Source organism: Paenibacillus enshidis (genome assembly GCF_042136365.1).
Lineage (GTDB): Bacteria > Bacillota > Bacilli > Paenibacillales > Paenibacillaceae > Paenibacillus > Paenibacillus enshidis.
Map to the genome: position 1 here is coordinate 156,041 of NZ_JBHHMI010000002.1, position 20,490 is coordinate 176,530.

At 48.1% G+C, this 20,490-nt stretch carries 15 protein-coding genes and 1 pseudogene; 2 read left to right on the forward strand and 14 right to left on the reverse strand.

The window, feature by feature from the left end:
• Positions 1 to 18: 18 nt before the first annotated feature.
• Genes ACE41H_RS03270 through ACE41H_RS03280 form a run of 3 tightly spaced genes read right to left on the reverse strand, consistent with a single transcriptional unit; the run spans position 19 to position 3,201 of the window.
• Positions 19 to 843 carry a carbohydrate ABC transporter permease gene (locus ACE41H_RS03270; protein ID WP_375353352.1) on the reverse strand — a complete coding sequence of 275 codons (825 nt, stop codon included), beginning with the start codon at positions 841 to 843 and terminating at the stop codon, positions 19 to 21.
• Positions 844 to 864: 21 nt separating this feature from the next.
• Positions 865 to 1,755: a carbohydrate ABC transporter permease gene (locus ACE41H_RS03275; protein WP_375353597.1), complete on the reverse strand. Its 891-nt coding sequence runs from the start codon at positions 1,753 to 1,755 to the stop codon at positions 865 to 867.
• Between the two features lie 60 nt (positions 1,756 to 1,815).
• The gene (locus ACE41H_RS03280) at positions 1,816 to 3,201 is read right to left on the reverse strand and encodes an ABC transporter substrate-binding protein (protein ID WP_375353353.1); all 1,386 of its coding nucleotides are present in this window, start codon (positions 3,199 to 3,201) and stop codon (positions 1,816 to 1,818) included.
• Positions 3,202 to 3,631: 430 nt separating this feature from the next.
• On the opposite strand from ACE41H_RS03280, the gene ACE41H_RS03285 reads away from it, so the two are divergent.
• Positions 3,632 to 4,402: a hypothetical protein gene (locus ACE41H_RS03285; RefSeq protein WP_375353355.1), complete on the forward strand. Its 771-nt coding sequence runs from the start codon at positions 3,632 to 3,634 to the stop codon at positions 4,400 to 4,402.
• A gap of 289 nt (positions 4,403 to 4,691) precedes the next feature.
• Here ACE41H_RS03285 and ACE41H_RS03290 read toward each other — a convergent pair whose 3' ends face one another.
• From ACE41H_RS03290 to ACE41H_RS03330, 9 genes are all read right to left on the reverse strand, one after another.
• Positions 4,692 to 5,519 (reverse strand): carbohydrate ABC transporter permease, encoded by an 828-nt coding sequence (locus ACE41H_RS03290; RefSeq protein WP_375353356.1) that lies wholly within the window; start codon positions 5,517 to 5,519, stop codon positions 4,692 to 4,694.
• On the reverse strand, positions 5,516 to 6,373 hold the full coding sequence (locus tag ACE41H_RS03295) for a carbohydrate ABC transporter permease (RefSeq protein ID WP_375353598.1): 858 nt from the start codon (positions 6,371 to 6,373) through the stop codon (positions 5,516 to 5,518). Before ACE41H_RS03295 ends, ACE41H_RS03290 begins: the two co-directional genes overlap by 4 nt.
• 129 nt (positions 6,374 to 6,502) lie before the next feature.
• A complete protein-coding gene (locus ACE41H_RS03300) occupies positions 6,503 to 7,789 on the reverse strand; it encodes an ABC transporter substrate-binding protein (RefSeq protein WP_375353357.1) in 1,287 nt (428 codons plus the stop codon).
• Between the two features lie 117 nt (positions 7,790 to 7,906).
• On the reverse strand, positions 7,907 to 8,953 hold the full coding sequence (locus tag ACE41H_RS03305) for a response regulator transcription factor (protein ID WP_375353359.1): 1,047 nt from the start codon (positions 8,951 to 8,953) through the stop codon (positions 7,907 to 7,909).
• A complete protein-coding gene (locus ACE41H_RS03310) occupies positions 8,928 to 10,739 on the reverse strand; it encodes a sensor histidine kinase (RefSeq protein WP_375353361.1) in 1,812 nt (603 codons plus the stop codon). The genes ACE41H_RS03305 and ACE41H_RS03310 overlap by 26 nt, the downstream gene beginning before the upstream one ends.
• Positions 10,740 to 11,250: 511 nt before the next feature.
• Positions 11,251 to 11,571 (reverse strand): hypothetical protein, encoded by a 321-nt coding sequence (locus tag ACE41H_RS03315; protein WP_375353362.1) that lies wholly within the window; start codon positions 11,569 to 11,571, stop codon positions 11,251 to 11,253.
• A 200-nt stretch (positions 11,572 to 11,771) separates the two neighbouring features.
• On the reverse strand, positions 11,772 to 13,322 hold the full coding sequence (locus ACE41H_RS03320; RefSeq protein WP_375353364.1) for a multicopper oxidase family protein: 1,551 nt from the start codon (positions 13,320 to 13,322) through the stop codon (positions 11,772 to 11,774).
• A gap of 164 nt (positions 13,323 to 13,486) precedes the next feature.
• A complete protein-coding gene (locus tag ACE41H_RS03325; RefSeq protein WP_375353366.1) occupies positions 13,487 to 13,660 on the reverse strand; it encodes a hypothetical protein in 174 nt (57 codons plus the stop codon).
• Positions 13,585 to 15,831: a glycoside hydrolase family 2 TIM barrel-domain containing protein gene (locus ACE41H_RS03330; protein WP_375353367.1), complete on the reverse strand. Its 2,247-nt coding sequence runs from the start codon at positions 15,829 to 15,831 to the stop codon at positions 13,585 to 13,587. The genes ACE41H_RS03325 and ACE41H_RS03330 overlap by 76 nt, the downstream gene beginning before the upstream one ends.
• A gap of 754 nt (positions 15,832 to 16,585) precedes the next feature.
• Between ACE41H_RS03330 and ACE41H_RS03335 the strand changes: the two are divergent.
• A pseudogene (locus ACE41H_RS03335) lies at positions 16,586 to 16,834 on the forward strand (aspartate/glutamate racemase family protein); the annotation flags it as partial.
• 60 nt (positions 16,835 to 16,894) lie between these two features.
• Here ACE41H_RS03335 and ACE41H_RS03340 read toward each other — a convergent pair.
• Together ACE41H_RS03340 and ACE41H_RS03345 are read right to left on the reverse strand one after the other, a co-directional pair.
• Positions 16,895 to 18,901, reverse strand: coding sequence for a beta-galactosidase (locus ACE41H_RS03340; RefSeq protein ID WP_375353599.1), 2,007 nt, complete (start codon positions 18,899 to 18,901; stop codon positions 16,895 to 16,897).
• A 273-nt stretch (positions 18,902 to 19,174) separates the two neighbouring features.
• Positions 19,175 to 20,473, reverse strand: coding sequence for a galactokinase (locus tag ACE41H_RS03345; RefSeq protein WP_375353368.1), 1,299 nt, complete (start codon positions 20,471 to 20,473; stop codon positions 19,175 to 19,177).
• Positions 20,474 to 20,490: the final 17 nt, after the last annotated feature.

Here is a 20,490-nt window from a genome sequence, read left to right on the forward strand (position 1 = left end):
CCCTTCAACGTTGAATCTTTATCCTTTGGATGCTCCGCCGAGACTGAATCCTTTTGACATATAACGCTGTGAGAAGATATACAGCACAACGGCCGGCATCGTATAAATCAGTGAAAATGCCGCAAGCTTGCCGTATTCCACCATGCCGTAGCTGCCGAAAAACTGATAGATGCTGACGGAGGCGGGGAAATTCTCCGGTGTCTGAATCAGAATGTAAGGAACGAAGAAGTTGCCCCAGCTTCCTGAGAATGTAAAAATAGCAACAGTGCAGATACCCGGCACCATCAGCGGGGCCACGATTTTCCGCAGCCCTGTCCACACCGCGGCGCCATCCACCCAAGCGGATTCCTCCAGCTCAAGCGGCACGGCATCCATGAAATTTTTCATCATCCATATCCCGTAAGGCAGACCGGATGCCGTTAGAAACAGCATCGTACCCAGAATGGAGTCGTCCAGCTTCAAGTAAATAAACAGCTGATATACAGGCACCATCACCGCCGTAATCGGGAGTGAGGTCATGAAGAGAATGGTGTACATAAACGGCTTTTTGTACTTCAGGCTGTAGCGTGATAGCGGATAAGCCGCCAGACCCGCAATGACGACAACCAATACGGCCTGCCCGAAGGACAGGAGCAGACCGATTATAAAAGAGCGGATATTCGCAGGGTCCGTAAGGATCGATGTAAAATTTTGCAGTGTCAAGGAATCCGGAATTTTCAAAGCCTGCTGCGCAGCGGGGTCAACCGAAGCCAAAATCACCCACAGCAGTGGCAGCAGAAACAGCACCCCTATAAGCGTCAAAATGATATAGGGGACGGTTTTTTCAGCTTTAAAACGATTCATCGTTTATTCACCCGCCTTTTCCTATACTTTGACGTTCATGGACCGCATGTACACCAGACTCGCCAGGATGCCGAGCAGCAGCAGGATCAGGGAGATCGCTGTACCGTAACCAAGCTGATAATTGACAAAAGCCTGATTATACATAAATATCGGCAGCGTCTGGGTGGCCGTACCCGGCCCGCCGCCTGTCATGGCATAGATCAGGGTGAATACGCCCAGCGTCTGCAGTGTCACCAGAATCATGTTCGTTACAATGGAGCCCTTGACCGTCGGTATCACGACCCGGGTAAGCACCTGGAACCGGCTCGCTCCGTCAATGACCGCCGCTTCCTCAATTGTTTTGGGCACATCATCCAGCGCAGCCTGAAATACCATCATGGAAAAAGCGGTGCCATGCCATATATTGGCCACGATCACGCTGACCATCGGGAAGGTATACAACCAGGCTACCGGCTGCAGACCGGCATATCCGAGTATGGCATTCAAGGTACCGTTATCGCTAAGAAAAGCTACCCAGCAAAAGGCCACCACAATTTCCGGAGTAACCCAGCCCGCAATGACGATAATGCCGATCAAACGCCGGAATGTCGGATTTCTTTCCTTCATGAGCAGGGCCAATATAAACCCTAAAATTTGCTGCCCCAGCACAGCGGATGCCAGCAAAAACAGGATCGTATTCACCATGCTGATCCGGAAATTTGGATCCTGGAACATTGCCGCAAAGTTCTGGAAGCCGACAAACTGTATGTTTTGCGCAGCAGTGCCCGTCAAGGACAGGTTCGTAAATGCAAAATAGAACGTCAACAGGATCGGTCCGGCAAAAAAGACAAGCAGCAGCAGCCATGCGGGAAATAAGAACAGAACCGACCTGAGCGCCGTGTAATCCCGTTTGGCAGAGCGATTCGTCTGCACCGTCCCGGAAACAGCCGGATTTGCAGCCACAGTACCACTCCTCTCTTGTTCATCTGCTGGTTAGCGTGTGGTCACAAGATCCTCGCCCACAATTTTCGTGACATTCGCCTGATACTGCTCGGCAGCCTGTTCAGGTGTCAATCTTCCTGTGACGACATCCTCAACCAGCGTCTGGATCTGGGTCGATACGGAAGGGTATTTATCGACTGCCGGCCGGAAATGCGTGTTTTTCAGGAAGGCCGAAGCTTCCTTGAACATAGGGATCGCCTGGTACTTCGGATCCTCGGATACGTCACTGCGTGGAGACAGGTTATTCTCTTTCAACAGGAGTGACAGATTGTGTTCCTTGTTGGACGCCAGCTTTACAAATTCCCAAGCCAGCTCTTTATTGTCCGAATTTTTGGGGATGGACCAGGCCCAGCCGCCGGACATGGACACAGAGCCGGGAGCCTGCCCTTTTTCGGTTGGCATCGCCGCAAAACCTATAACCTCCTTGGACTCCGGCCATGGGGCAGAGCCGCCCTCGCGCCAGGTGCCAATCTGCCAAACGCCGTCAAGACCGATAGCCAGCTTGCCCTTTGGCATGAGCTGCTGATAGGCCACCGCACCTGCCTGACCATTCAATACCTGGGATAAATTCGGCCCAAGCTTTTGCTTGTAGACCTGGTCGATAAATTTAAACGTATTCGTCAGCCCTTCGCTCTTCACGATCCATTTCTTGGACTCCGTGTCAAACAGCGGGTCTCCTGTTCCGTACAGCAGCATTTCAAAAGTCTGCATGGAGGTAGCTTCCCCGGTCGCTTTGCCTGAGTTCATCCAGAGCGGGACGACGTCCGCAGGCAGCTTTTCCTTGATCGTTTTGGCAGCAGTCAAAATGTCGTCCCAAGTCTTGGGCTCCCATGGCACCGGAAGGCCGGCCTGCTGGAACAGTTCCTTGTTATACCACAGCCCGCGGGCATCGGTATTATATGGGACTCCATACACTTTGCCGTCCTGGGCGATGACCCCGTTTTTGACGTTCTCAGTAAACTGTTCCCACTCGTCCCAGCCTTTCACCTTGTCATCCAACGGCTCCAGATAACCTGCACTGGCATCCGAGTTAACCATGAACGTATCCTCTGTCACCACATCCGGCGCTGTATTGGCGGATTTCAGCATCAGAGCAACCTTGGCAAAATAATCGCCTTCCGACACATTCAGCGGAGACAGCTTTACTTCTGCATCCGGATGCGCTTTTTTGAATTCCGGAATGACCTCCTGCTCCAACCACTCCGTTAATGCCTGATTGGCTCCTCCGCCGGAGCGGAACGTAATGCTGATCACATTTTTATCACTTTCCCCGCCTGCATCTGTGCCCGAACCCCCATTGGAACAAGCCGTGCTTAACAGCAAGCCGCCCGTTACCAAACAAATCGTTGCCAATCTCTTGTATTTGCTCAATCCCATCAGAAGAATCTCCCCGTTTCCGCAATAGTATAGGTAACAGCCTGCCTCATGAAGTAAACGCTTACAATTTTGAAATTTTATTTCCTGCACAGGCAATACGTTAGTTATCAAGTTTCTTTGAATAGACTTTATGTGTGCTCTGCATCTCCCCCCTCCTCTGTCAATATAGATTGGACATATATGGTACATAGAATGATCTACTTGGTATATATGATATATATCAATATGTTATTCATCCTCTTCATTGCTCAAAAACTTTTTTGTTGAGGCAGTGATTCGTCCTCACTAATTCGCAACTGAAATATCCTACAACAAAATGGCCAATTTTCAGTAAAAAACCAATCAAAAAATACTACTTTTTTACTATACATAAAACAAATATCATATGTTACCCTTTAATAGTAAAAAAATCCATTAAGGAGGGTATTTCATGAATTTCAAGACATTTAAAAAAGGATTTGCAGCCTCAGTTTTATCAGTAGGTCTTTTATTTCCTCTCTCTTCAAATGTACTTGCAGAACCTTCTAATGAGCTTTCAACCGCCACTTTCCTTGATAACTCTCAAGCAATCACACAGAGTTTTGACCAAAATGATATTGATAAAGCCACTCAAGAAAAACTGATTGAAAAAGTCAAAAATGGAGAGCTTCTTGATTCCTTAAACCCCAATAAAGCAAGTGAGGGCATTACTACAACCAATTATGAAAAAAGTGCAGTCACTAATTCCAATAGCTCCGAACCTTTAGAAGGCTACACTTCTAAAACGGTTTTCCCAGATGGTTCATTTATTACAATGAAAGTTACGCCAACTAAGGTAACACCTTACGATGGGGAAAATGATAGAATTACCCCTCAGGACGTTACGCCTGGACCGGGGAGTGTTTGTGGTTCTGGATATTGTAATATTGTTGATGCAAAGGTAAGTTATGATACTGGAGTGGTTTATGCAGAGTTCTTAGCAAACTATGCAATTGTTAATGGTGGATATGATTCTATAAGTAAAGTTTACCAACCAAAAGTGAAGGTTTACCTCGGTAGTTTTTCCGATTTACAAAAACCAGTAATTGATAGACCAACAGAAACCTACTATCAAAGTGCAAAAGCATCTATGACATGGAAATATACAAGTCCCACCGGAACTGCACAACAGTACCTCATTTTAAATGTTCAAAATGATCAAGCTACAGCGTCTTCTAACTAATGAGTTTTAATGTGCTATCCACTTGTGTATAATTGTTTATGAGGTGGTGAAGCATATATGAAAAAATGGGGCACTAAACACTTTTCAGTGTATAAAGTGTTTAGTGTGATTGTTGCCTTGTTTATAATGGCTTATATTGCTGCTGGTTTTTTAGGTATGAATTTTGATAATATGTAACCCTCCTTTTCCAAGGAGGGTTTTTTTATGTGCGACGGGCAGTCGTACACAAAGAAGAATCGTCATTCCGACGATTCCCCTATTTAGATGGTCATATTCTAAAGTGCCATGTTTATCCCTTCACCGCACCTTCCGCGATGCCTTCCATAATGAATTTTTGAAAAAATCCGTAAATAATGACGACCGGGATCGCCGTCAGCACCAGTGAGGAGAGAATCAAGGGCCAATCTTTATTATACTCCCCGAACAGCATGTTGGTTGACAGGATCAGCGTATAGGTGTTCACGTCCGTCAGCATAAGCAAGGGCAGCAGGAAATCGTTCCAGATCCACAGGAAATCCAGAATCGCAATGGTTACTGTAATCGGCAGCAGCAGCGGGAAAATGATCCGGAAGAACGTCTGAAACTCGTTGCAGCCGTCGATCTGTGCAGATTCCTCCAGCTCGCGCGGGATGGATTTGACAAACCCCTGATAGAGGAAGATGGCCATGTTTACGCCAAGCCCGATATAGATCAAAGCAAGACCGTAGGTGGTGCCCTGTACATGCATCGCTTTGGCCATCCGCGTCAGCGGGATCATGATGGAATGGAACGGCACCAGCATGGAAGCGACGAACAGGAAGAAAATCGCGCCGCTTAATCTGCCCCGTGTACGGGATAATTTATACCCTGCCATGGAGGCGGTCAGAATAATGCCGGCAATGCCGATGATGGATATCGTGGCGGAATTTACTGTGCTGCCCAGCAGATTGATTTTAGCAAAAGCATCGCTGTAGTTTTCCCAATGCATTGTTTTCGGCAGTGCTATAAAGGAAGCAAACATTTCGCCCTGGGTCTTGAAGGAATTGATAACCGCCATATAGATGGGAAAGCAGGCAATGACAGCTCCTACGATCAGAAACAGTCTTATCAGCAGAGAGCTGGCTGTGTGTTTTTTCATGCCTCCACCTCCCTTTTCTTCATGACCGTGATCTGGATCAGGGTGAAAATCAGGACGATGACAAACAGGATGACAGATTTCGCGCTCGCATAGCCATAGCGGAAGTTATTGGAGAACGCTTCCTCGTAAATGTTCATCGTAATAACCTGTGTGGCCCGGCCTGGCCCTCCTCCTGTCAAGCCGTACACGACCTCGAATACCTTGAAGGCTCCGTTCAATGTCAGGAAGAAACAAATCGTGACCGCATGGGTAATCATCGGCAGCACCACACTGCGCAATGTCTGCAGCGGACTGGCGCCGTCAATAATCGCGGCTTCCTTCAGGCTTTGCGGAACTCCCTGCAGGGCGGCCAGATAGATGATCATCATGTACCCTACTCCGTTCCAGAGCGACACGGTCAGAATGGAGTAAAAGGAGTACTGCGGATCACCTAGCCAAGACTGATTCAGAAAGGTGATCGCGAACCGCTCCGCCAGCTGCGGCAGCACCTGGGAAAATACAAACGTCCACATAAATGCGCTGATAATGGTGCTGATCATGTTTGGCATGAAGAAGATTGTCCGGAACAACCCTTTGCTCTTCGTGCGGGATTCGATCAGCACCGCCAGCAGCAGGGCGATTCCATTTTGCAAAAAGATCATGAACAGTACATATTTCAGTGTAAACCATAGTGAATTCATAAAATCAGGGTCTTCCCGCAGCGCCTCCGTAAAGTTGGCCAAGCCGATGAAATCGTAATCCGGGTTCAGCCCGTTCCAGTCCGTAAAGCTGTAGTACATGCCGCCAATCGTCGGGATGAGCAGGAAGATCGTATAGAGAATAAACGCCGGGGCCGTGAATAGCAGCAGTGACATGTATTTTTTGTATACCCCGTTATACACAGTGGCTCCTCCTCTCCTTGCAGCTTTGGGAAAAGGAGCGGGAAGAGTGCTCTCTTCCCCACTCCAGGTATGGCTGCATCAAGTTTCGCTTGGCACTTTCTTTTACTTGTTCACCTTGTTGAACGATTTCCATGCTTTATCCAAAGCGGCAATGACATCATCCTGGGACATTTGTCCGGCGTAGTAGGACTGCAGCGCTTTGCCAGCCTCATCCTTCACCGCCTGTGGAATGGCCGGGTCCTGATAGGACTTGCCAACCTTCACATATTCCATAGCGTCATTCACCCATGGATAACTCTCATACGCGTGGGTTTTGGCAACCGGATTGAATTTCAGGGCTTGGTAAAATTCGCTTGAATCCTGGTCATCCAGCACATAGTTGATGAAATCCAGCGCCAGTTCCTTGTTCTTACTGGAGGAAGACACGGCTAACGAAGTCGATGTGCTCAGGTCGATCATCGTCGCATCCGGGTTGTCACTGATCGGCAGCGGTGCCACGCCAAAGTCCATATCCGGATTTGATTTCAGAATCGTCTCCGCAAACCATGGACCCTGCACCCACATGGCGGCTTTGCCGGTAGCGAATGCGGCCGCGCCGTCATCGCCGCCCACCTCCAGGGCGCGATCTGTGCCGTTGGCGTTGACCAGATCCATCATACCGAACAGAGAAGCCTTAATTTCACTGAAGGAACCTTGGTCACTATTCATCCGTTCCACGAAATCCTTGTCTCCCGTATTGATCGTGGCACCAGCCGCGAGCGGCAGGAACAACTGTGGAATCCAGGCTTCCTTGTAGGAGATTTCAAATGGCGTAATTTGGGCCGCCTTCAACTTATCGACTACGGCTTTCATTTCTGTCAGCGTTGTCGGCGGGGTAATACCCTGTTCTGCAAAAATTTTCTTGTTGTACAGGTAGCCCCAGGAGAGCGTTTCCAAAGGAACAGCTACGATTTTACCGTCAGTTGTCGTTACGGACGGCTTTACGCTGTCCAGCAGCTTATCCACAAACGGCTGATCCGACAGGTCTTCCAGATAACCGGCTTTGTAGAAGGATGGAATCTCATTGACCGCATGGAGCGCGAACACGTCAGGCGCATCATTGGAAGCGAGCCGGGTTTTCAGAATCTGTGCTGCATTATCCGAGGGCGGCATTTCAAGTTGCACAGTGATGTCAATATTTTTCTCTGCTTTCATCTTCGCTTTAAATTGTTCAATGTACTTGTCGTAATGCTCTTTAAACCTGGGCTGGGCAATGAACATTTTGAGCGTGACGCTGCTTCCTGCGGAGGACCCGCCCTCTGCCTCATTTGTTCCCGCATTGGCGCTGCATCCAGCCAGCAGTACAGCAGACAATACAGCGCCCGATACACCCTTCCATATCTTCCTCACATCCATGACCTCCCTGATGTTCAGTGTTCTTTTTTATGATTGCGCTTTCATTGTAAATTATTAATATAAGCGCTTCATTGGACGGATTTAGACCTTTTTATTGGACAATTTTAAACTTTAACTCTGTTTGCGCATTTCCCCCGGCGCTATTCCGAAATATTTCTTAAATACACGGTAAAAATAGGATACATCCTCATAACCGGCCATTTCACCGACGGTTTTTATCGGCAGCTGATCCTCCGTTATCCATTTCCTGGCCTTTTCCATCCGCAGCTGCAAAATATAATCGGTCACATTCAGCCCATATTCCTGCTTGAATACCTTGCTGAGATACTCTTTGCTGACAAAAAACACCTTGGCAAGAAACTCCAATGAGACCGGCTCGGTAAAATGCTGCTCCATATACTGTCTGACTTCCTCCAAATTCAGCTTGTTCTTGAATTTACGGTGCTGAATAAGCGCATCGAGCCCTTGCAAATAGTATTGCTGCACATCATGCACCGCTGCCTCCACAGAGGATATCGTTTGCGGCGTCACCTTGATCTCCTGCTGCTGCGCTCCCGACATGGCGGCAGTGAGCAGCTCTTTCAAATGGAGCAGCAGCTCCTGCACCACCCGTCCCAGCTTGCGTCTGCCTGTGTCTGCATGCAGATCCTGTTGAAGCTGCCCGAATACGACAGTTATGGCCTCCCCGTTCAATTCATTGAAATGAAAACGGAGCCTTTGCTTATACCCGGAAAGGCGCTGCGAAAATTCAAAATCAAGCGGCTCCAGGTCGGGGTTGGTGCTGTTTTGCAGCTCTGTTTTGCATTTTTGCAGCGTTGCATTTAGCTCCAGCGGATCAATCGGCTTGAGCAGATAATCGACGGCCCGGTATTTTAGCGCATGCTTGGCATAATTAAAGTCATCATACCCGCTGATCACAATCGCTTTGATCTCCGGAAAGCGGTCGTTTAAAATGCGCAACAGCTCCACTCCATCGGCAGCAGGCATACGCATATCTGTAATGACAATTTCGGGCTTTAATGCTTCCGTCAGCCGTACAGCCTCGATCCCGTCTCCGGCCTCGCCAACGATTTGCAAATCAAGCCGCTCCCATTCCCCGAGCGTCCGGATCATGTCCCTATTCCAGTGTTCATCATCCACCAAAAGCACTTTGATCATCAATCTGCCAACCCCCTGATTCCCATGGAATACGGATGCAAACGTCCGTGCCTTTCCCCTGCTCGCTGTTTAAGCTGATTCCATACATCGGACCGAAATGCATGCGGATACGGGCAGCAACATTAATCAGCCCGATGCTCTTTCCGCTCGCCCAGTGGCTGTCTGTACCAGCAGCGAGCTTGCTGCGCAGCTCTGACAGCCGCTCAGGGTTCATCCCGGCTCCGTTATCCCTGATCCGGATCAGCACCCCGGCACCGCTGCGCTTGATCGATACGTCCAGCTTCCAATCCTCCTGTCTGAACTCCAGCCCGTGTGCAAATGCATTTTCGACAATCGGCTGCAACGAGAGCTTGGGCAGCTCACTTTGCAATGCCTCATCCTGCACCTCAAGCGTATAATGAAGCCTGCCTGAGAACCGCTTCTGCTGGATATGCATGTAGTACTGCAGATGATTCAGCTCCGCCTGCAGGGAAGCCAGATGATCTGGCTCGCGCACGATGTAACGGAACATTTCGCTTAAGGAGCGGATAATTTCATAGCTCTCCTCCGGCTTGCGGGCATAGATCATGCCGCCGATGAGCTGCAGTGTGTTTTGCAAAAAATGGGGGTTGATCTGTGATTGCAGCGCTTTAAGCTCCGCCGTTCTCTTTTCCAGATTGATCTTGTATTCATTTTGAATATAACTGCGGATGCGGACAGCCATATCGTGCAGATTATTTTCCAGCAAGCCGATCTCATCCGTTCTTCCGCTGCTGGCGGGCAGTTCCTTGCGCTCATCAATTAGATCGATGCCACGCATCGATTTGGCAAGCTTGACGATAGGCCGAGCCGTTCTCCAGGCCACAAAAACGGCGAGCAGCACCGATAGCGCCGCAGAGACGGCGCCTACAAGCAGGCCGTAGGTCATCGTGGAGATCGCGCTCTGGTCAATATCCCGCTTCGGAATAACTTTGACTAGCCGCAGCCCAATCGGATCGACGGTATTATAGAACACATATTCCTGTGCTGTACGGAAATAGCCCGGACCCGGACCCAAGGCGGCAAGATGTTCTGCAGCTTCACCAGATAAAGCGCTTTCATTTGATGGGGTGTACATCTCCTTGCCGTCGCTTCCGGCAATAAGCACCCCCTTCTTATCCATACCGCCCAGCAATTCAAGCGTCTGGTTAAAGGCCGACCAGCGGATCTCCAGGGTGATAGACCCAAGCCTTTCCTGGTTCTCGAAACGGTTGATGCTGCGGATCAGCCTGAATTTTGCCGGATCGTTAGCAGTGGTATCAATGATGAAATCCTTATTCTGGCGTGCGAAATCATCATAGACGACAGGAGGAGCAGGAAGCGTCTGCACATCATTTTGCATGGAATTAATCCTGAACAGCGTACTGGTTTCATGTACATACAAGCTGATCCCGACCACATGATTGCCTGCGGAATAATATACGCTGTTCAGAATTTCAAAAATTTTGCGCTGCTCGGCCAAGCGGTTCGAGAGGCTGTCCTCCTCCCGGTTTGATAAATATTCGCTCAGCCCCGGACTGACTTGAATCGTATAAATCAGGTTGTTCAGCTGCGAAAATTGCTCCCCCAAATAAATGTCGGTCCATTTCATATTGGACAAATTGGTGTCGATGACTTCAGACTCCATGGACGCCCTGCTGTTTTCGGCCGCCAGCGCCGTGATGGCGATAATGGGAAGCACAGCGAACAGCACCATCGTGATAATCAGTTTGCTGCGGATACTTCGCTGCACAGGATGGATAAAACGCCGGGAAAAATCTTTTAACAATGCGGATGCACCTGCTTTCCCCTACAGAGATTGTCCTTCAACGATAAACGCAAAAAAACGCGCCTCGCATCAGGAAGGCGCTTTCATAAATGATGCCAGAAAGACCTGCAGTAATGGTGACTGCCCATGATGCCGTTTCTTTTTGGCTGTATTATACCTTATTTCGGGCAGGAATACATAATCAAAATACTGTTAAATGCTTTAACGAACACACCAGTTTAGAGTGCTTTTCAAAACGCCCTAATTAAATCTCAAATGACCCACAAGAAGGACACTTTTCAAGTGTACATCTTGTGGGTCAACAGTGTTCGCAATTTTATGGGAATGCCTTTTTTATTGCAAAATTATAAGTACCCTTTTGTTTGCAATAGTTGAAGATATTTTAGATAGTAATCACTATCAAGTTTGCATTCCTCGGAAGAGATTCCTTTCATAATAGTTAGGTCATTGACCAGATTCATACACATTCCTTGCACGGTGAAATTGCTAAGTGTCTCACCGTCATGACTTATCAAATTACCCGTAAGAGTTTTCCAGCCTTGATTCTACTCCAATCAGTTTCGAAAATCTTTGAAGGATGTTCATTAATATACTCTTGGTGAATTTTTTTTTCAATCTCGTTAAATTTTTCATTCAGGACCTTCTTGTTATCTATTTCGAAACACTTAAAAATGGAGTGAAAATCAACTTGTGGATCTTTCTCTAAATCAGCCAAGGTTGATTTTAGAATTTCATTAACACAATATTCGTTCCTCAACATCTCTTCTACTTCTATATTAGTATATTTAAGCGGGTACTGTTTCTCGATGAACCTCTTATGAAGTATTTCCACTTAAACACCTCCAAATCTTAAAAGAACGAATGTCCACCTATACGATTCCATGTGCCCATGATGCCGTTTCTTTTTGGCTGTATTATACCTGATTTTTATCAGGAATACGATTATAAACAGACTCGTAATGTTTTTATGTAAGCGGGCGAGCCAAATCATGATCCGGAAAGAAATCTGTTCGGCTCGCCCTATACTTGAACCTATTCCGGCTTATTCCCTGCGTTTGGATCTGCAACAAAGTCGGTTTTGTAATCTGTATATTTTAATTCTGTCACCATGCCGGCTGAAGCGTGATGAAGATCGTGACAATGGAACATCCAGTTCCCTTCATTATTTGCTTCGAATGCGACGACGTATTCTTCGCCCGGCTGCAAATTCAACGTATCCTTGATGATTGGAGACCCTCCAAGCGGTTTCCCGTTCTTGCTTAACACCTGAAAAAAGTGACCGTGCAGGTGCATCGGGTGATCCTCGGTTTTCGAGTTATTGACGAGGCGGACCTTGACGGTATCTCCTTTCTTGACCTTGATCGGTTCGGTTTCCGGAAACGTCTTTCCGTTGATGGTGTAGACCATTTCGCCGTTTTTCATTTCGGTGTTTAAATTCATCGTGTATTGCAACGTATATTTCTGATCTAACGTAAAGTTGGATCTGCTTGCCTGGCCGTAACGGCTCATATCGACAGCCGTCAGTTTCTCCGACTCATTTGCTTTGTCGGAACCGGCGGGAGCACCTTCATAAGCGATGGTGGCTTTCATCCCTGCAACAGCAGCTTTGTCACCATGGTCCTCGATCAGCCATCGGCCCGGATTGTTAGCGGTAAATTCAATATCGTAACGCTCTCCTGGAGCAATGCTTACAACATTATCTTTCAGTATGCCTGGATTGTTGATAGGCTGCCCGTCGGTAGCAATAACTTTGAATTCATGTCCGTGCAGATGAATTTGGTGGGACAGATAGCCCGCATTGATCAAACGGATTCGAACTTTATCTCCCTGTTTAACAGGAAGCTGATCCACAAGCGAACCGGATTTTCCATTTATAGTATACAGATCGTACATACTCATGTCTTCTCCCATGTTCATTGTACTGTGATCCATGCCTGACATATTGCTGCCGGACATGTTCATGCCGGACATTTCTCCGGAGCTCATCCATTCATCGAGGACAAGCGTATAATCACGGTCAACGCCAGTGCCTTCTTTGGGTTCGACGATAAAAGCTCCATACAGTCCGCGATCCAACTGATTTACACTATCCTGATGTGAGTGGTACCAGTAGGTGCCAGGGACATCAGCTTTAAACTCGTACGTAAACGACTGGCCCGGTTGAACCGCGTTTTGCGTTACGCCTGGAATGCCATCCATCGCGTTCGGGACAGGAACGCCGTGCCAATGAATGGTGACTGGCTCCGGCAACTGATTCTTCAAATTGACTTTTATCATTTCACCTTGTTTGACCCGAATTTGCGGGCCAGGAACAGAATTGTTGAAAGTCCATACCGGCAAAGTTTTGCCTGGAGCGATTTCCTGATTGCTTACGGAGGTGGTCAAATTAATTTCTTTGCCTGTTAAAACAGCTGGCTTTTCCGTTTGGGCATCCGATGCCTTCGCAGATTCATTTGTCTCTTCCATATTCATTTTCGAGTGATCCATTCCATTCATTGAACCGGAACAACCAGCCAATGCAACGGATAAAACCCCGACTATAATCATGCTTTTGAGCTTGTAACCAGTCTTCATTACTTTCATTCCTTTCTGTATTGAAAATCCAATAGATCCATCATAGCCGGAATGTATGTAGAACTTTTGAAGAAGATTGGAGGCTCGGAAAAGGACCAGGGTTACCATATGTAATTTGACGCCCCGAATAGAAAAAAGCTGCCAGCAAGCCAGGCAGCCATAAATATCAATATTTAACTTCTGATCCTGATCCGTGTCTCCCCGTGCCGCAGTCCCTCCGCCTTGGCGCCAAGTATTAATTCCCCGGGTCGCCCGCTTGCTTGCACGATGATCAGACATTTTCCGTTTCGTGTAGTCCTTTTGTTCCCTTTATACGGTTCATCGCTCGTAAGAGCCCCGTTGTCCACGCCAAGGATGCGTCCTTCTCCGCTGAGTCAAATAACAGTTCATACTCCCGCTGGGGAGCAAGCACCCCTTCCCGGTCCGCAACGGTCACCTCTATATGAGCAATTTCATAGTTGTCAGCAGGCATCACACTCTTGTCAGGCTCAAGCACAATTTGGCTTGGTTCTCCGGCTGTGATCAATTCATGCTCACATACCTGCCGTCCCCCGTTGCTGCCCACCGCACAAAGCTTCCCTGGCGCATACGGAAGATGCCACATGATCATTTGATCCGGATAGTTCTTCAGCTCCCTGATTCCGTACGATTCATCATTCACAAACAGCTCAACACGTTCACAGTTCGTAAAAGTCACCAGACGTACCATTTTTCCGGTACAGTCCGGAAGCGTCCAATGATCCTTCAGCGCCGGGGATTTCCAATGCATCGTCCACTGTGGATTATGCTCTTGCTTGACAGTGTCGTTAAAGACGGCCATGTGAACCATCGGCTCCTCCGACCAGAAGCTCTGCTGCAGGTAGGAGATTGACTTGCGGAAGCCGCACGTATCGATCAGGCCGGACGGCCACCCTTTTAACGGATAGCTGGCTTCCCCGAGATAATCGATGCCTGCCCACACAAATTGACCGATCACATACTTATGCTTGAGCACATCAAACCACGGATTAAGTGGCAAGTAGCCCTTCACCCGATTGTCCTTGCCGCGATAAAACGGGAAGGTCTCCGTGCCGAGAATCAGGGTGTCCGGCATAGATTCCCTGTAATGCTCATACCACTGCTCCTGATAGTTCAAGCCGAGGATATCCATGCGTTCGGCCAAACCTTTCGTATGCTGCACTTTGCCTTCGATCGAGCCGTCGCGCAGGCTAAGGGGTGTATTATGCGGCTCCAGGGCGCAGGTCACCGGGCGGGTCGGGTCCACCTTATGGCAGTGGGCCACGAGCATCTGCAACATGTCGAGCATAGCCGCCTGCCCCTGATTTTCCACCTCATTGCCGACGCTCCACATGATAATACTGGGATGATTGCGGTCACGAAGCAGCATCGCTTCCAGGTCCTGCTGCCACCATTCCTCGAACAAATGCTCATAATATGACGATTTCCATTTATCAAAAGCCTCGTCAACGACGAGAAAACCCATTCGGTCACAAAGATCCAGCAGCTCCGGCGCCATCGGGTTATGGGCGAAGCGGATGGCGTTGCAGCCCATTTCCTTCAGCGTCTCCAGCCTTCTTCGCATCGCCGTATCATGATAGGCCGCTCCCAGACAGCCCAGGTCATGATGTATGCAGACTCCCTTCAGCTTCAGGTTGATTCCATTGAGAAAAAAACCTTCCTGTGCGTCGAATTTAATCTCTCTTATGCCAAAAGGAGTTGTGTACCGATCCACTTCCACACCTTCGCAATAGATCATTGTCCTCGCCTCGTACATCGCCGGGGATTTCGGGGACCATAACTCGGGGTTATGTACCTCGGCTTCCTGCACGACCTTCAGTGTTTCCTGCCCTGCCAGGAATTGGCGGGTCTCGGCCTTTCCCAGAAGAGTTCCCGCCACATCGAGAATCTTAGTGACAACAGTGCATTCAACCTGCTGGTCATCATGATTCTGCATCTGAATTTCAGCGTTTATCCTTGCCTTATCGGCAGTAATCTCGGGCGTGGTGATATAAGTTCCCCACCCGGCGACATGCACCTGGCTGGTCGAGATCAGCCATACATTGCGGTAAATGCCTGAACCGGAATACCAGCGGTCCGGTGGCATGGGGGTATTATCGACTTTGACGGAAATAACATTCTCCTCATCCCACAGGATGTACGGTGTCAGATCATACTGAAAGCTTACGTATCCGTAAGGGCGATTGCCCAGGAAATGACCGTTAATCCAAACCTCACTGTTATTGTGAATCCCCTCAAACTGGATATAGACCCGCTGCCCTGCCTCGTTAGCGGCCAAACGAAAATGCTTGCGATACCAGCCTACCGTCCAACGGGGCAAATAAGCATGATTACCGCCAAATTCCATGTACGGATCAAATGGCTTCTCAATGCTCCAATCATGGGGAACGTTCAGCTGCCGCCACTTGCTGTCATCATAGTCTTTTTTATCGGCGCCTGCATAGTTGCCTTCCGTAAATCGCCAGTCCGTATTGAACGGCAATATCGTTCTGCTCGTCATCATTTAACCTCCAAGTGATATGAGAATAGCCGCGAATTATCCTTTTAACGCGCCGACCATAACCCCTTTTACAAAATATTTCTGCAGGAACGGGTACACTGCACTCCCTGTTCCGAGACGCTCCGAGAACGAATGATTCCTCCCATCGCTGTTGTCCCCAAATTTCTTATTATATTTTTTAGCGGATGAAATTCGGTGACAAAGGCGAACGCTGCCGCTTTTCCGGAATCATTTCGTTCTCTCCGCTGCTCCGTGCATATGCCTACCTAAACAACAAAGAAATCGCCAAATCACTTTTTGCTCATATCCTATGGGACTTCCTGCGATTTTTCTGTTACAAAAATTCAAGAACAAGAGCGAACATCTCCTCCTGTTCTTGAATTTTCATGCTTATTTCTATCTTAAAACCAAAATGGTGTATGACCAAGGAAAAGGAGGGTACGTATAAACGGCACGAAAATTCTAACGGTTGTGAACGACGTTATTTGGGTAAAAACGGGGAGGAACGAGATGTAACGGTTACCAGCGAGCTTAATTCCCGTTATTCGCAGGTAAAGGGACTATTTCACCTAAATAAGCGCGCCTGCAACTGTTAGAAAATAAACCTTCATTTTCTAGGCCGAATAAACGCTATCACAACCGTTAGCCAAGAAATGCACCGGATAGATCAATCATTCGAGGCAAATCCATTGGTCAAACACCGATTTCTAGATCGAGCCTTGCTTCTTAATCGATTATTTGACGGAGACGTATGAATGAAGAAGAGCGGATTCATGTTAATAATGTCATTTATGAGGAGTTGGCTTTTGGACAGATTGTGCAATCATCCAGAGATTATTATAAAAAAGTAATTCGAAATTTAGTTGATAATGGAGCTGAAGGAATCATTTTAGGTTGTACAGAAATTGGTTTATTGATTAAGCCTGAAGATTCAGAGGTTCCATTATTTGATACGACAATGTTTCATGCCATTGAGGCCGTAAATACCGCTTTAGAAAAATGAAGCAAAATCAAAAGCCCCTGCCAACGGAAATGAACCGGCAGAGGCTTTTGATTTTGCATGTTAATTTTCCTCAATGATCTTAACACCCCAGCGCTCAAGCCCGATCGTTTGGCCGTTACGGACCGCACTATTCTCGAATAGTTCCGTGCCTTGTCCATGCGGATATACAAGTTCCGCCGGTTGGTCCGAGTAATTGAAATAATAACGAATGGTTTTACCTGCCTCGTTAACACCTGATTTCGTGATCAGCGGGAACGACAATTTCTGGTCCACTCCCCACAGCCCCGCCTGTATGACCGCATGTGCCAGTATTTTATTCATCACCTGCGGACTTACCATGCAGCCAATGTAGATGGCCTGGCCCCTGCCGTACGTATTTTGCGTAATTGCGGCATATTGCCCCCAATGCGGATGGTCATAATAAGCAAGAACTTCTGCGGTGTCCGGGGTGATCAATTCCATCCAGGTATGGACCTCGTTGTGTTCCGGCTCTACATTAAACGGGTTATCCTTCAGGGTTACCCGCTTCGGTTCAACAAATATTTGGTAACTAATCCCGCAAGCCTCGCTGATGATTCCCGGCTGCTGGGCGGTTCTTACTTTTACGTTCTCGTCGGTAAAGCCACTTTTGAAGGTATATACGATATAGCCGCCGCGGCGCACAAAATCATTCAGGCGCTCCAGCAGCCGGTCCGAAGCCGTATATAATGCTGGAACGACAAGCAAATCATAGCCATCCAGGTCCGCAACGGACGGATCGACCATATCACAGCCGACATTCATGCGGTAAAGCTCGTCGTAGACCAGTCGTACCACGTCATTATAGTTTTTATTAGATGTAAAGCTGAATTTGAACCACTCCAGCGCCGTTAACGATTCATTGCTGACCAGAATGGCCGTCTTATTTGTCTTTTGCAAATTCACCAGCTTATCCGAAAGTCTGGCAAAATCCCTTCCAACCGTTTTCGCTTCATTATAAACAGGGTTCGGCTCGAAGTCATGGCTCAGCAGTCCCTTCCAGTATGTCTCGAACGAATTGTGTATAGAGTGCCAGTGCCAATAAGCAACCATGTTTGCCCCTGATGCCAGATGGCTGAAAGCCTGCAGTCTGAGCTGTCCGGGATAAGGCACCCAATTCAGGAAGGCCTGAGCTTCGGTTTCCAGCACCAGATAATTGGTGCCTTTCGTGGAACGAGCCATATCACCGCCAAAGGAAATTTCAATGCCTGTTAAATCATCCTGGGAAGGATGATAGATGTCCACACCGGTAATGTCAAACGGCTTCGATGCGGTGAAATGGTCAACGTCCGGCTGCACCCCGTAGGAATGGCCGCGCCATTCAAAATCGAAATTTTGCGTAACAAACTGATGCGGCTGTTTATACTCATTTACAATTGATACCTGCCAGCTCAGGAAGTCCGTGACCAGCTTACGCTGAAACTTGGCAAATTCCGCGCCGAGACTGCCATTAATGGTGCCAACAACAGAGGGGAAATCCTCCCAGCTATTAATCCGGTTGCTCCAATAATCCAACCCGAAGGCTTTGTTGAGCTCATCCAGTGATTTGAATTTTTCTCTTATATATTTCACAAATTGCAGCTGTACATTAGATCCCGCTGTGTGATAATGCTTCGTTTCATTGTCGGTCTGGTAGCCGATGACGGCCGGATGCTTACAGACTCTTGAAATCAGTTTGCGGATAATCCGCTCGGCGTAAAACAGGTAGGCAGGATGCGTGATGTCCATAATCTGTCTTGCACCGTATTTTCCGGCCCCCTTCTCTGTTGTGGCCAAAATGTCAGGATGCTGCTTGACCATCCAGGTGGGAACGGCGTAAGTCGGTGTTCCAACAATGACGTGGATACCCGCTTCATGCATGGCGTTCAGCACCCTATCAACAGATGTGAAATCGAATACCCCATTTTGCGGTTCGTGCGTACTCCAGGTGGATTCCGCAATACGAACAACGTTAATGCCGGCCTCCTTCATCATCCGAATATCCTGATCCAGCCGGTCATAAGGCATGTATTCGTCATAATAAGCGACACCGTATAATAATTTTTTCATCATAAATGAGCTTCCTCCAAATCCTGAAAAGATACGCAAAAACAGGTCAAATTTGCCCTAATCCAAGGTGGTCACCTTTGTTCATAACCGCGCATGGACACAAGCGATTTAAGTCGTGTGAGGAATTGCGCTCGGCTTTCTTTTTTTGTCATAAAGATTCGACCCTTACCGTTCTTATCTATTTGGAACAAGGAGCTCCAGATAGGCAGGAGCTCCTTGTTTAAATAGCGGCGATATGCGGACATCCCCTTGGTTTACATAATATTTTATGCGTTACTCTTGTTCGATCATATCATTAAGACAAACGGCACCGTAGTCTCGGATTTGAATGTTAAAAACAGGAGTTGCGAGCATACCCTCCATAAAAGCGGCATACTCCGACACATGCTCATCCGGCACAATTGCCAGAATGACACCCGCAAAGCCCCCTCCATGCACCCGGCAAGCGCCATCACCGATACGCTTCAGGAAAAGCTCCGTTAAGGAAAGCGCAATGGAAATGCCCTGTTCCCGTACTTCCGAATTCCGGTATACGTTCTGCAGCCATTTCCACGAAGAATTCCCCGACGCGGTTACGAGCTGGAGAAAATCCTCGAAACGGCCTGCCTGCAGGGCCGCAATCTCCTCGCCTACCCGCTCGTTTTCCTCCAGAAAATGCAGCGCCCGCAGTACCGCCCGGTCTCCCGCCTGCTCTCGCAGCATTTGCAAGTTGCCGTAGATTTGCTCCAAGGTCAAATCACGGACCACTTCACCGCCAAGCGCTCTTGCAACGGCCTTCATTTCTCCCGGAACCGAAGCGTAATCCTCCGTCAGGTCAGCATGATTGCCCCCTGTGCCGACAATTACGAGTGAATAACCTCTATTCCGAAATTTTGACGGTACAGGTTCGATGAAGGGCTGCTCCGGATCTTTAAAATCAATGGTGATCAATCCGCCATAAGCGCAGGCCATTTGATCAAGCAGTCCTGAAGGCTTGTTCCAGAAATGATTTTCAGCATACTGGCCAATTTTCGCCATCACAACCGTATCCAGCATCCCTTGATTATAAAATGCATTCAAAATTGCACAGATCAGCATTTCAAACGAGGCGGATGAGCTCAAGCCTGATGCGGAAAGTACATTGCTGCTGACATAGGCATTAAAGCCGCCAATTTTATAACCATGCTGCACAAATCCTGCCGCAATACCACGCAGCAGCGCCAGTGTTCCTGTTTCCTCCGGCTTTGGCTCCAGATTGGCAAGATCAATCCGGTATTGCTCAGGGTAACCCTCTGACACAATGGTAATCACGGCCTCTTCTGTCGGAGCAGCCGCTGCAATCGTATCCAGATCAATGCTTGCCGCCAGCACCCTGCCATGATTATGATCGGTATGATTACCGCCGATTTCGGTTCGTCCCGGGGAGCTGAACAGGCTCACGGCGCTCTCCTCACCGTATTGCTCCCGGTAGTTCGCAAACAGCAGCTGATAACGATCTGTCTGCAAAGTCAGTTGATCAGGACCGTACAGCTTGCACAATACATTCTGCAAGGGCGGAGCCTGAATTTTGTTCATATGGCGAATCGTTCCCATAGTCTCCTCCAAATATG

What these genes read in the sequence shown, in the direction of transcription:
- ACE41H_RS03270 (WP_375353352.1), bottom strand. Translation starts at nt 843, where the DNA reads ATGAATCGTTTTAAAGCTGAAAAAACCGTCCCCTATATCATTTTGACG.
- ACE41H_RS03280 (WP_375353353.1), bottom strand. Translation starts at nt 3,201, where the DNA reads ATGGGATTGAGCAAATACAAGAGATTGGCAACGATTTGTTTGGTAACG.
- ACE41H_RS03285 (WP_375353355.1), top strand. Translation starts at nt 3,632, where the DNA reads ATGAATTTCAAGACATTTAAAAAAGGATTTGCAGCCTCAGTTTTATCA.
- ACE41H_RS03290 (WP_375353356.1), bottom strand. Translation starts at nt 5,519, where the DNA reads ATGAAAAAACACACAGCCAGCTCTCTGCTGATAAGACTGTTTCTGATC.
- ACE41H_RS03295 (WP_375353598.1), bottom strand. Translation starts at nt 6,373, where the DNA reads ATGTCACTGCTGCTATTCACGGCCCCGGCGTTTATTCTCTATACGATC.
- ACE41H_RS03305 (WP_375353359.1), bottom strand. Translation starts at nt 8,953, where the DNA reads ATGATCAAAGTGCTTTTGGTGGATGATGAACACTGGAATAGGGACATG.
- ACE41H_RS03320 (WP_375353364.1), bottom strand. Translation starts at nt 13,322, where the DNA reads ATGAAAGTAATGAAGACTGGTTACAAGCTCAAAAGCATGATTATAGTC.
- ACE41H_RS03330 (WP_375353367.1), bottom strand. Translation starts at nt 15,831, where the DNA reads ATGACGAGCAGAACGATATTGCCGTTCAATACGGACTGGCGATTTACG.
- ACE41H_RS03340 (WP_375353599.1), bottom strand. Translation starts at nt 18,901, where the DNA reads ATGAAAAAATTATTATACGGTGTCGCTTATTATGACGAATACATGCCT.
- ACE41H_RS03345 (WP_375353368.1), bottom strand. Translation starts at nt 20,473, where the DNA reads ATGGGAACGATTCGCCATATGAACAAAATTCAGGCTCCGCCCTTGCAG.